Source organism: Streptomyces sp. IBSBF 3136 (genome assembly GCF_036815105.1).
Taxonomy (GTDB): domain Bacteria; phylum Actinomycetota; class Actinomycetes; order Streptomycetales; family Streptomycetaceae; genus Streptomyces.
In genome coordinates this window covers 15,895-28,266 of the sequence record NZ_JAJSZC010000020.1, presented here as the reverse complement: position 1 = coordinate 28,266, position 12,372 = coordinate 15,895, and the positions used below count along the sequence as shown (strand labels likewise).

9 protein-coding genes and 1 riboswitch are annotated in these 12,372 nt (G+C 74.7%); of the genes, 8 read left to right on the top strand and 1 reads right to left on the bottom strand.

Annotated elements, in window-relative coordinates:
• Nucleotides 1-29: 29 nt before the first annotated feature.
• The 8 genes from V7E45_RS06970 (at nt 30) to cobI (ending at nt 11,513) form a co-directional block, all read left to right on the top strand.
• Entirely contained in the window at nt 30-257 is a 228-nt protein-coding gene (locus V7E45_RS06970; protein ID WP_333773196.1) for a hypothetical protein, read from the top strand.
• Nucleotides 258-376: 119 nt separating this feature from the next.
• Nucleotides 377-516, top strand: a riboswitch (cobalamin riboswitch).
• 101 nt (nt 517-617) lie between these two features.
• Nucleotides 618-1,562, top strand: coding sequence for a cobalamin biosynthesis protein (locus tag V7E45_RS06965; protein WP_333773195.1), 945 nt, complete (start codon nt 618-620; stop codon nt 1,560-1,562).
• The gene (locus V7E45_RS06960) at nt 1,559-3,067 is read left to right on the top strand and encodes a cobyric acid synthase (protein WP_333773194.1); all 1,509 of its coding nucleotides are present in this window, start codon (nt 1,559-1,561) and stop codon (nt 3,065-3,067) included. Before V7E45_RS06965 ends, V7E45_RS06960 begins: the two co-directional genes overlap by 4 nt.
• A complete protein-coding gene (cobN, locus tag V7E45_RS06955; protein WP_333773193.1) occupies nt 3,064-6,714 on the top strand; it encodes a cobaltochelatase subunit CobN in 3,651 nt (1,216 codons plus the stop codon). The genes V7E45_RS06960 and cobN overlap by 4 nt, the downstream gene beginning before the upstream one ends.
• Nucleotides 6,711-8,813 carry a putative cobaltochelatase gene (locus V7E45_RS06950; protein ID WP_333773192.1) on the top strand — a complete coding sequence of 701 codons (2,103 nt, stop codon included), beginning with the start codon at nt 6,711-6,713 and terminating at the stop codon, nt 8,811-8,813. Before cobN ends, V7E45_RS06950 begins: the two co-directional genes overlap by 4 nt.
• On the top strand, nt 8,813-9,412 hold the full coding sequence (gene cobO, locus V7E45_RS06945) for a cob(I)yrinic acid a,c-diamide adenosyltransferase (protein WP_333773191.1): 600 nt from the start codon (nt 8,813-8,815) through the stop codon (nt 9,410-9,412). Before V7E45_RS06950 ends, cobO begins: the two co-directional genes overlap by 1 nt.
• Nucleotides 9,409-10,785, top strand: coding sequence for a cobyrinate a,c-diamide synthase (locus tag V7E45_RS06940; protein ID WP_333773190.1), 1,377 nt, complete (start codon nt 9,409-9,411; stop codon nt 10,783-10,785). Before cobO ends, V7E45_RS06940 begins: the two co-directional genes overlap by 4 nt.
• Nucleotides 10,782-11,513, top strand: a complete 732-nt coding sequence (gene cobI / locus V7E45_RS06935; RefSeq protein ID WP_333773189.1) for a precorrin-2 C(20)-methyltransferase — start codon at nt 10,782-10,784, stop codon at nt 11,511-11,513. Before V7E45_RS06940 ends, cobI begins: the two co-directional genes overlap by 4 nt.
• Before the next feature lie 62 nt (nt 11,514-11,575).
• Here the strand turns inward: cobI and V7E45_RS06930 are convergent, their stop codons facing one another.
• Nucleotides 11,576-12,307, bottom strand: a complete 732-nt coding sequence (locus tag V7E45_RS06930) for a ZIP family metal transporter (protein ID WP_333773188.1) — start codon at nt 12,305-12,307, stop codon at nt 11,576-11,578.
• Nucleotides 12,308-12,372: the final 65 nt, after the last annotated feature.

Sequence of the window (12,372 nt, the reverse complement as noted above, 5' to 3'; positions counted from 1 at the left end):
CGAGCACCCGGTACTGAAGGAAGCAACCCATGAAGATCGACTGGGCGGCCATCGGCTCCGTCTTCGGCGTCAGCCTCGCGTTCGCGGTGGGCCTGGTGGCCCTGTTCACCCTCGGCATCAACGGCCTGGCCCGGCGCGAGAAGGCCACCGCGCAGGGCGGCTCGGCGGCGCTCGCCGCCACCGGCGCGTACGTCTGCTTCGCGGCGTGCGCGGCCGCGGTGGCCTACGGCATCTACCTGATCGTCGTCAAGCCCTGACGCACCGTTCGAAAGGCCCCCCGCCGGAACTCTCCGGCGGGGGGCCTTTCGGCTGCCCTGCCCTTGCCGGTGTGGGCCTCAGCACACTCTCCCCGCGCAGGTCAAAGGCAAGTTGACGGCCCTTCCGGGCGCGTGGTGGACTGCCCAGGCCAAGTACGGCGGCAGAAGAGGAAGCCGGTGCGAATCCGGCGCGGTCCCGCCACTGTCACCGGGGAGGTCATCCCCGGGAGCCAGGAACTCTCACCGCCGGTCTCGTCGAACCAGGGCGCGGACACCCTGAGTGAGGACATATCGCCATGCGCGGCTGCCGACCGACGTTCACCCACCGGACCCCGCCTGCCCTGACGACCGGCTGACCCGATGGGTGCCGATCGCCGTTACGCGTACGGCGCCGCCGCCGGCCTCCTCGGCGACCTGCTCCTCGGCGATCCGCGCCGGGGCCATCCGGTCGCCGCGTTCGGGCGGGCCGCCGGGGCCGTGGAACGGGTGCTGTGGCGCGACCACCGCGGGTGGGGCGCGCTGCACACCGGCGTGTGCGCCGGAGCCGCTGTCGCGCTCGGAACGCTCGCCGAACGCGCCGTACACCGCTCCCCCGCCGCCGGCGTCGCGCTGACCGCGGCCGCCACCTGGGCCGTCGTCGGGGGCACTTCGCTCGCCCGGGAGGCCCGGGCCGTCGGCCACGCCCTGGAGTCCGGTGACCTGCCGGCCGCCCGCGCGCGGCTGCCGCACCTGTGCGGCCGCGACCCGCAGGCGCTGGACGCCGACGGGATCGCCCGGGCCGTGGTCGAGTCGGTCGCCGAGAACACCTCCGACGCCGTCGTCGGCGCCCTGGTGTGGGGTGCCGTGGCCGGGGTGCCCGGGCTGCTCGGCTTCCGGGCCGTCAACACCCTGGACGCGATGGTGGGTCACAGGTCCCCCCGCCACCTGCGCTTCGGCTGGGCCTCCGCCCGCCTCGACGACGTCGCCGGCTGGCCGGGCGCGCGGCTGACCGCCGTGCTCGCCGCCGCGGCCGGTCCCGACCCCCGCGGCGCCCTGCGGGCCTGGAAGGCCGACGCCCATCGGCACCCGAGCCCCAACGCCGGTCCGGTGGAGGCGTCCTTCGCGGGCGCCCTGGGGCTGCGCCTCGGCGGGACGCTGTCCTACGGCGGCCGGGTGGAGCACCGGCCCGTGCTGAACGGGGGGTCCGGGCGGGCCGTCCGGGTCACCGACATCGACCGGGCCGTACGGCTCTCCCGCCGGGTCGGCCTGCTCGCGCTCGGCGTCACCGTCGCCGCGCGCCTCCTCGTGAAGGGACGTGGCAAGTGAACGGTGGTCTCCTCGTCGCCGGCACCACCTCCGACGCCGGCAAGAGCGTCGTGACGGCCGGTATCTGCCGCTGGCTGGTGCGCCAGGGCGTGAAGGTGGCGCCGTTCAAGGCGCAGAACATGTCCCTGAACTCGTTCGTGACGCGCGAGGGCGCGGAGATCGGGCGGGCGCAGGCCATGCAGGCCCAGGCCTGCCGGATCGAGCCGACCGCGCAGATGAACCCCGTGCTGCTGAAGCCGGGCGGCGAACAGAGCAGCCAAGTGGTGCTGCTGGGCAGGCCGGTGGGCGAGCTGAGCGCCCGCGGCTACCACGGCGGGCGCCAACAGCGGCTGCTGGGCACGGTGCTGGACTGTCTGGCCGAGTTGCGGGGCACGTATGACGCGGTGATCTGTGAGGGGGCGGGAAGCCCGGCCGAGATCAATCTGCGGCGCACCGACATCGTCAACATGGGCATCGCACGGGGCGCCGGGCTGCCCGTGCTGGTGGTGGGCGACATCGACCGCGGGGGCGTCTTCGCCTCCTTCTTCGGCACCGTCGCCCTGCTCTCCCCGGCGGACCAGGAACTGGTCGCCGGGTTCCTGGTGAACAAGTTCCGGGGCGACGTCGGCCTGCTGGAGCCGGGCCTCGACATGCTCCGGGACCTCACCGGACGGCGGACGTACGGCGTGCTGCCCTTCCGGCACGGGCTCGGCATCGACGAGGAGGACGGACTGCGGGTGTCGCTGCGCGGCACCGTCCGGGAGTCCACCGTCGCTCCCCCGGTCGGCGAGGACGTGCTGCGCGTCGCCGTGTGCGCGATCCCGCTCATGTCCAACTTCACCGACGTGGACGCGCTGGCCGCCGAACCGGGCGTCGTGGTGCGGTTCGTGGACCGGCCCGAGGAACTCGCCGACGCCGACCTGGTGGTGGTCCCGGGCACCCGCGGGACCGTGCGGGCCCTCGCGTGGCTGCGGGAGCGCGGCCTCGCCGACGCGCTGCGCGCACGGGCCGCCGAGGGACGGCCGACCCTCGGCATCTGCGGCGGCTTCCAGATCCTCGGCGAGCACATCGAGGACGAGGTCGAGTCGCGGGCCGGAGAGGTCCCCGGGCTCGGACTGCTGCCGGTGCGGGTGCGGTTCGCCCGGGAGAAGACCCTGACCCGGCCCACCGGCGAGGCCCTGGGCGAACGGGTCGAGGGCTACGAGATCCACCACGGGGTGGCCGAGGTCCTGGGCGGGGACGCCTTCCTGGACGGCTGCCGGGTCGGAGCGACCTGGGGCACGCACTGGCACGGCTCGCTGGAGTCGGACGGCTTCCGGCGGGCCTTCCTGCGCGAGGTCGCGGCCGCCGCGGGGCGCCGCTTCGTGCCGGCCCCCGACACCTCGTTCGCCGCGCTGCGCGAGGAGCAGCTCGACCGGCTCGGCGACCTGATCGAACAGCACGCGGACACGGACGCGCTGTGGCGGCTCATCGAGTCGGGCGCGCCGCAAGGACTGCCTTTCATTCCACCGGGAGCGCCCGCATGAGCACTGTGTTGTTGTTGTCGACCGCCGACACGGACCTGCTGGCGGCCCGGGCCTCCGGCGCGGACTACCGCATCGGCAACCCGACCCGCGTCGACGTGGCCGGGGAGCTGCCCCGGCTGCTCGACGGCGCCGACCTCGCCGTCGTCCGGCTGCTGGGCGGCAAGCGGGCGTGGGAGGACGGGCTGGCCGCCCTGAAGGCGTCCGGTGTGCCGACCGTGCTGCTGGGCGGCGAGAGCGTGCCGGACGCCGAGCTGATGGCCGAGTCGTCGGTCCCGGCCGGTGTGGTGGCGGAGGCGCTGCGGTACCTGGTCGAGGGCGGTCCCGCGAACCTGGCCGAGCTGGCGCGGTTCCTCTCCGACACCGTGCTGCTGACCGGCGAGGGGTTCGAGGAGCCGCAGGACATGCCGGAGTACGGCGTGCACGGGACGTACGAGCTGCGCGAGGGCCGGCCCACCGTGGGCGTGCTGTTCTACCGCGCGCACGAACTGAGCGGCAACACCGGCTTCGTGGACACCCTGTGCGCCGCGATCGAGGCGAAGGGCGCCAACGCCCTGCCCGTGTACTGCGGTTCGCTGCGCGGCGCGGACGGCGGGCTGTACGAGCTGCTGGCGAAGACCGACGCGCTGGTGGCCACGGTGCTCGCGGCCGGCGGCACGCACGCCTCGCAGGCGTCCGCGGGCGGTGACGAGGAGTCCTGGGACATCGGGGCGCTCGCCGACCTGGACGTCCCCGTGCTGCAGGGGCTGTGCCTGACCTCCTCCCGCGCCGCCTGGGAGGCGTCCGACGCCGCCCTCTCCCCGATGGACGCGGCGATGCAGGTCGCGATCCCCGAGTTCGACGGCCGCCTGATCACCGTGCCGTTCTCCTTCAAGGAGCAGGGCCCGGACGAGGTCCCGGTGTACGTCGCCGACCCCGAGCGGGCCGCCCGGGTGGCCGGGATCGCCCTGCGGCACGCCCGGCTGAAGCACCGGCCGAACGCCGAGAAGCGGATCGCGCTGGTCTTCACGGCGTACCCGACCAAGCATTCACGGGTCGGCAACGCGGTGGGCCTCGACACGCCCGCGTCGGCGGTGCGGGTCCTGGACGCCCTGCGGGACGCGGGCTACGGCCTCACCGAATACCCCGACAACGGCGACGAGTTGATTCATCGGCTGATCGAGGCCGGCGGTCACGACGTCGAGTGGCTGACGGAGGAGCAGCTGGCCGCGGCGCCCGCCCGGGTCCCGCTGGCCGACTACCGGGCGTGGTTCGAGACGCTGGACCCCGAACTGCGGGACGCCATGACCGAGGCGTGGGGCGAACCGCCGGGCAGCCTGTACGTGGACGGCGACGACATCGTGCTGGCCGCCCTGCGGTTCGGGAACGTCGTCGTGATGATCCAGCCGCCGCGCGGCTTCGGCGAGAACCCGATCGCGATCTACCACGACCCGGACATGCCGCCCTCGCACCACTACATGGCGGCCTACCGCTGGCTCGACCGGAGCTTCGGCGCGGACGCCGTGGTCCACATGGGCAAGCACGGCACCATGGAGTGGCTGCCGGGCAAGGGCCTCGGCCTGAGCGGCGGCTGCGCGCCGGACGCGGTCCTCGGCGAACTGCCGCTGATCTACCCGTTCATCGTCAACGACCCCGGCGAGGGCACCCAGGCCAAGCGGCGCGGGCACGCCACCGTCGTGGACCACCTCGTCCCGCCGATGGCCCGCGCCGACACCTACGGCGACCTGGCCAAGCTGGAGCAGCTCCTCGACGAGTACGCGCTCGTCTCCGACCTGGACCCGGCGAAGGCCCCGGCCGTCCGCGCGCAGATCTGGACGCTGGTCAAGGCGGCCGAGCTGCACCACGACCTGCATGTGGACGAGCAGCCGGACGACGAGGCGTTCGACGAGTTCGTCATGCACATCGACGGCTACCTGTGCGAGATCAAGGACGTGCAGATCCGCGACGGCCTGCACATCCTGGGCGGCGGTCCGGTCGGCGAGCCGCGGGTGAACCTGGTCCTGGCGGTGCTGCGGGCCGCGCAGGTGTGGGGCGGGCAGGCGAACGCCCTGCCGGGTCTGCGGGCCTCGGTGGCCGCGCACTTCGGGCTGGTGGAGAAGGAGCTGCTGGCCGAGCCCGGCGCCCCGGTGAAGGTGCCGGTGGAGCTGACCGACCTGGTGGACGGTCCGGCCCGCACCGCCTCCGACGCGATCGACCTGCTGGAGCAGTTGTGCCGGCGGGCGGCGGAAGCCATGGAGGCCCGGGCCTGGGACCGTGCGGTCGTCCCCGCCGTGCTGCGCGGCGTGCTGGGCGCCGAACTGCCCGAGGCGGTGGCCGTGCTGGAGTTCGCCTGCGCCGAGGTCGTGCCGCGCCTGGCCCGCACCACCGACGAGATCGGGCACATCCTGCATGCCCTAAACGGCGGTTACGTCCCGGCGGGCCCGTCCGGATCGCCGACCCGGGGTCTGGTCAACGTCCTGCCGACCGGCCGGAACTTCTACTCGGTCGACCCCAAGGCGATCCCGTCGCGGCTGAGCTGGGAGGTCGGGCAGTCGCTCGCCGACTCGCTCGTCGCCCGCTACCTCCAGGACTCCGGCGACTACCCGCGCTCGGTGGGCCTGACCGTGTGGGGCACGTCCGCGATGCGCACCCAGGGCGACGACATCGCCGAGATCCTGGCCCTGCTGGGCTGCCGTCCGGTGTGGGACGAGGCGTCCCGCCGGGTGACCGGCTTCGAGGTGATCCCCCTGGCGGAGCTGGGCCGGCCGCGCATCGACGTCACGGTCCGCATCTCCGGCTTCTTCCGGGACGCGTTCCCGCACGTGGTCGGGCTGATCGACGACGCGGTGCGCGCGGTGGCCGAGCTGGACGAGCCGGCCGACCGGAACTTCGTGAAGGCGCACGCCGACGAGGACACCGCCGGGCACGGCGACCGGCGCCGCGCCACGGCCCGTGTCTTCGGCTCCAAGCCGGGCGCGTACGGCGCCGGTCTGCTGCCGCTGATCGACGCCCGCAACTGGCGCTCCGACGCCGATCTCGCCGAGGTGTACGCGGTGTGGGGCGGCTACGCGTACGGCCGCGGGCTCGACGGGCGGGCGGCGCGCGGCGACATGGAGACGGCGTTCCGGCGGATCGCGGTCGCCGCGAAGAACGTCGACACCCGCGAGCACGACCTGGTCGACGCCGACGACTACTTCCAGTACCACGGCGGCATGGTCGCCATGGTCCGGCACCTGACCGGCGCCAACCCCGAGGCGTACGTGGGCGACAGCGCCGTACCGGACCAGGTGAGGACCCGCACGCTGGGCGAGGAGACGCACCGGGTGTTCCGGGCCCGGGTGGTCAACCCGCGCTGGATGGCGGCGATGCGCCGGCACGGCTACAAGGGCGCCTTCGAGATGGCGGCGACCGTGGACTACCTGTTCGGCTACGACGCCACGGCGGGCGTGGTCGACGACTGGATGTACGAGAAGCTCAGCGCGGAGTACGTCTTCGACCCGGAGAACCGTGACTTCATGAAGCAGTCCAACCCGTGGGCGCTGCGCGGGATCACCGAGCGGCTGCTGGAGGCGGCGGACCGCGGACTGTGGGCGGAGCCGGACGCGGAGACGCTGGAGCGGCTGCGCGCCACCTATCTGGAGCTGGAAGGCGACTTGGAGGGCGACCAGTGACCACCCCCTTCCCCTTTACGGCCGTCGTCGGCCAGGACGACCTGCGGCTGGCGCTGCTGCTGAACGCCGTCTCACCGGCGGTCGGCGGTGTGCTGGTGCGCGGCGAGAAGGGCACCGCCAAGTCGACGGCCGTGCGCGCGCTCTCGGCGCTGCTGCCGGCGGTCGCCGTGGTGCCCGGCTGCCGTTTCTCCTGCGACCCGGCCGCGCCGGACCCGGCGTGCCCCGACGGCCCGCACGAGCCGGGCGGCGGTGCGGACCGGCCGGCGCGCATGGTCGAGCTGCCGGTCGGTGCCTCCGAGGACCGGCTGGTCGGCGCGCTCGACATCGAGCGGGCGCTCGCCGAGGGCGTCAAGGCGTTCGAGCCGGGCCTGCTGGCCGACGCGCACCGCGGCATCCTGTACGTCGACGAGGTCAACCTGCTCCACGACCACCTGGTCGACCTGCTGCTGGACGCGGCGGCGATGGGCGCCTCGTACGTGGAGCGCGAGGGCGTCTCCGTACGGCACGCGGCCCGCTTCCTGCTGGTAGGCACCATGAACCCGGAAGAGGGCGAGCTGCGGCCGCAGTTGCTGGACCGGTTCGGGCTGACCGTGGAGGTCGCCGCCTCCCGGGAGCCGGAGCAGCGGGTGGAGGTGGTACGGCGCCGGCTGGCGTACGACGACGATCCGGACGGTTTCGCCGCGCGCTGGGCCGAGGAGGAGGCCGCCGTACGGCAGCGGATCGTGGCGGCGCGGCGGCTGCTGCCCGAGGTGCGCCTCGGCGACGGCGCGCTGCGGCAGATCGCGGCGACCTGCGCGGCCTTCGAGGTGGACGGCATGCGGGCCGACATCGTGATGGCGCGCACGGCGACCGCGCTGGCCGCGTGGGCCGGGCGGACCGACGTGCTCGCCGAGGACGTACGGCAGGCCGCGCTGCTCGCGCTGCCCCACCGGCGCCGGCGCAACCCGTTCGACGCGCCGGGGCTGGACGAGGACAAGCTGGACGACACGCTGGAGCAGTACGCCGGGGACGACGACGACGGCGAGGACGATCCCGATCCGGACGGTCCCGGCGGGGGCGGCGGCGGGCCGCGCCCCGACGACGGGCCGCAGGGGGGCGGCGACACCGCCACGCCGCCGGAGGCCGACCAGGGGGGCGGGGACACCGCCGCGCGGCCGGAGGCCGGCGAGGGCGGGGAGCCGCGGGCGTCCGGCGCGCGGGAGCAGGCCGCGGCACCGGCGGCCGAGCCCTTCCGGACCAAGGCGCTGAGCGTCCCCGGCCTCGGTGAGGGCGCCGCGGGCCGGCGCTCGCGGGCGCGCACCGAGCACGGCCGGACCACCGGGGCCAGGCGGCCCCGGGGCACGCTGACCAAGCTGCACCTGGCGGCCACCGTGCAGGCGGCCGCCCCGCACCAGCGGGCACGCGGCCGGTCAGGGCCGGGGCTGGTGATCCGCCGGGACGATCTGCGGCAGGCGACCCGGGAGGGGCGCGAGGGCAACCTCGTGCTGTTCGTGGTCGACGCCTCCGGGTCGATGGCGGCACGGCAGCGGATGGGCGCGGTGAAGGGCGCCGTGCTGTCGCTGCTGCTGGACGCCTACCAGCGGCGGGACAAGGTGGGTCTGGTGACCTTCCGGGGTGCCGCGGCCGAGGTGGCGCTGCCGCCGACCTCCTCCGTGGACGCGGCGGCGGCCCGGCTCGGGTCGCTGCCGACCGGCGGGCGCACCCCGCTCGCGGCCGGGCTGCTCAAGGCGCACGAGGTGCTGCGGGTGGAGCGGCTGCGGGACCCGGCACGGCGGGCGCTGGTCGTGGTGGTGACCGACGGGCGGGCCACGGACGGAGGGGCGGCGCGAAGCGCCTCCGGCCGGGGTGGTGGCCGGGCGACGGGTGGGAGCGAGCCGGTGGCACAGGCCGGCCGCGCGGCCCGGCTGTTCGCGGCCGACGGGGTGGCCTCGGTGGTCGTGGACTGCGAGTCGGGGCCGGTGCGGCTCGGGCTCGCCGGGCAGCTCGCGGGAGAGCTGGGCGGTACGGCCGTGACGCTGGACGGGCTGCGGGCCGACTCGATCGCCGGTCTGGTCAGGGACGTGCAGGGGACGCAGAGGACGCCGAGGAGGGCCGCGTAATGCCGCAGGGACAGCCGAATGTGGTGCCGGACGACGGACTGACGACCCGGCAGCGGCGCAACCGGCCGCTGGTCGTGGTCCACACGGGCATCGGCAAGGGCAAGTCGACGGCCGCGTTCGGGCTCGCGCTGCGCGCCTGGAACCAGGGCTGGCCGATCGGGGTGTTCCAGTTCGTCAAGTCGGCGAAGTGGAAGGTCGGCGAGGAGAACGCGCTGCGCGTGCTGGGGGCGTCCGGCGAGGGCGGGACCGTCGCCTGGCACAAGATGGGCGAGGGCTGGTCCTGGGTCCAGCGGGACGCGCAGATGGACAACGAGGAGAAGGCCCGGGAGGGCTGGGAGCAGGTCAAGCGCGACCTGGCGGCCGAGACGTACCGGCTGTACGTGCTGGACGAGTTCGCGTACCCGATGCACTGGGGGTGGGTCGACACCGAGGAGGTGGTCGACGTGCTGCGGAACCGGCCCGGCACCCAGCACGTGGTGATCACCGGCCGCAACGCGCCCGAGAAGCTCGTGGACTTCGCCGACCTGGTCACCGACATGTCCAAGGTGAAGCACCCGATGGACGCCGGCCAGAAGGGCCAGAAGGGCATCGAGTGGTGACGTCGTCGGTGCCTCGGCTGGTCATCGCCGCGCCCTCCTCGGGCAGCGGCAAGACCACCGTCGCCACGGGGCTGATGGCCGCGTTCGCCGCGCGGGGGCTCGCCGTGTCCCCGCACAAGGTGGGGCCGGACTACATCGACCCCGGGTACCACGCGCTCGCGACCGGGCGGACGGGCCGGAACCTGGACGCCTACCTGTGCGGTCCCGACCTGGTCGCCCCGCTGTTCCTGCACGGGGCGCGGGGGTGCGACCTGGCGGTCGTCGAGGGCGTGATGGGGCTGTACGACGGCGCCGCGGGCGAGGGGGAGCTGGCGTCCACCGCCCAGGTCGCCAAGCTGCTCGGGGCGCCGGTGGTGCTGGTCGTGGACGCGTCGTCGCAGTCGCGGTCGGTGGCGGCGCTGGTGCACGGGTTCGCGTCCTGGGACCCCGAGGTGCGGATCGGGGGCGTGATCCTGAACAAGGTCGGCTCCGAGCGGCACGAGGCGCTGCTGCGGGAGGCGCTGGACGCCTCCGGCGTGCCCGTGCTGGGGGTGCTGCGGCGGGCCGCCCAGGTGGACACGCCGTCCCGGCACCTCGGGCTCGTGCCGGTCGCCGAGCGGCGCTCCGCCGCGGTCGAGGCGGTCGCCGCGATGGCGGCGCAGGTGTCCCGTGGTTGTGATCTGGACGCGCTGGAAGTGCTTGCCCGGGGGGCCGGTGCCGTCCCAGGGGGCTCTGAACCCTGGACCCCCGCCTCGCCCGCCCATCACCCGACTCGGCCCGCCGATGAGCGGGCGCCCGTCGTCGCCGTGGCCGGTGGGCCCGCGTTCAGCTTCTCCTACGCCGAGCACACCGAGCTGCTCGCCGCCGCCGGGGCCGAGGTCGTCACCTTCGACCCGCTGCGCGAGGAGCGGCTGCCCGAGGGGACCGCCGGGCTGGTCGTCGGGGGCGGGTTCCCCGAGGTGTACGCCGGTGAGCTGTCCGCCAACGAGCCGCTGCGCAAGGAGATCGCGGAACTGGCCCTCGGCGGCGCCCCGGTGGCGGCCGAGTGCGCCGGGCTGCTCTACCTCTGCCGCGAGCTGGACGGCCGGCCCATGTGCGGGGTGCTGGACGCGACCGCCCGGATGACGGAACGGCTCACCCTCGGCTACCGCGACGCGGTGGCCGTCGGGGACAGTGTGCTGGCCGCCACCGGAACCCGGATGCGCGGGCACGAGTTCCACCGCACGCTCGTCGAGCCCGGCGCCGGCGCCGCTCCCGCCTGGGGCCTGCTGGCCCCGGCCCGGCGGGTCGAAGGTTTCGTGCAGCAGGGCGTGCACGCGAGTTATCTGCACACGCACTGGGCGTCCGAGCCCGGTGTGGCCCGTCGGTTCGTGGAGAGGTGCCGGACGTCATGAGCAGCAGGCTGGTCGGTGTCGGGGTCGGTCCCGGTGACCCGGAGCTGGTGACCGTCAAGGGGGTCAACGCGCTGCGCGCGGCGGACGTCGTCGTCGTCCCCGTGCTGGACAGCGGGGAGCGCGGGCGGGCCGAGGCGACCGTGTTGCACTACGTGCCCGAGGACAAGGTCGTCCGGGTGGTGTTCGCGCTGAACGAGCGGACCGACCGGGCCCGGCGGGAGGCGGCCTGGGACGCGGCCGGCGCGCGGGTGGCCGGGCTGCTCGAACGGTTCGGCTCCGTCGCCTTCGCCACCATCGGGGACCCGAACGTGTACTCGACGTTCACGTACCTCGCGCAGACGATCGCCGGTCTTGTGCCGGGGGTCGTGGTGGAGACCGTGCCGGGGATCACCGCCATGCAGGACCTGGCGGCGCGCTCGGGCGCCGTGCTCACCGAGGGGACCGAGCCGCTGACGCTGGTGCCGGTGACGGCGGGTTCCGCCGTGCTGAAGGAGGCGCTGGCCGGGCCGGGGACCGTGGTGGCGTACAAGTTCGGGCGGCAGGCCGCCGAGGTGGCCGAGGCGCTGCGGGAGACGGGCCGGATCGAGGACGCCGTGTGGGGGTCCGCGCTCGGGCTGCCCGAGGAGTCGGTGCGGTCGGCCGCGGAGCTGGACGGGGCGCCGCTGCCGTACCTGTCCACCCTGATCGCTCCGCCGCGGCGCGAGGGCGGACGGGGCGGGAAGCTGTGAGCCGGTACGTGGACCGGACGGCGCGGGAAGCCGTGAGCCGGCCCGCGGGCCTTGCGGTGCGGTCAGCCGCCGGAGACGCCGACCACCAGCCAGATGAAGGCGGCGCCCGCCACCGTGCACAGCAGGGTGGAGCGGGCGGGGTGCTCGTGGTGGGCCTCGGGGAGGATCTCGGCGGCGGCGAGGTAGAGCAGCACGCCGCCGAAGAGGCCGAGATAGCCGCCGAGCACCGGTTCGGGGATGTGGAAGAACACGGTCGACAGCGCGCCCACCAGGGGTGCGCAGGCGTCCGCCACGAGCATGCCTATCGCCCGGCGGCGCGCGTTGCCGTACAGGCTGGTGATGGTGAAGGTGTTGAAGCCGTCGGCGAAGTCGTGCGCGATCACGGCGAGCGCGACGGAGGTGCCCATGCCGCCGCCCACCTGGAAGGCCGCGCCGATCGCCACACCGTCCATGGCGCTGTGTCCGACCATGGCGGCGGCCGCCGTCAGGCCCACCTCGGGCGCCCGGTGGCTGTGCTCGGCGCCGCCGTGGGCGGCCTGCCGGGCGGCCAGGGTGCGCTCGACCAGATGGGCGAGCAGGAATCCGGCCACGAACAGCAGCAGCGCCGCGGGCACGCCGAAGATCTCGCGGTCGGCCGCGTGCAGGGCCTCCGGGAGCAGGTCGAGGCCGACCACGCCGAGCATCAGACCGCCGGCCAGGCCCAGGACCAGGTGCCTGCGGTCGGTCACGCGCTGAGCCGTCCAGCCGCCGGCCAGCGTCATCAGGAACGCGCCGAGCGCGACGAAGACCGCCATAGGCCCCTTGCTATCCGATGGAGGCGCCTTCGCGCACATCCGGGGGCGCGCACAAGCTCCCAGAC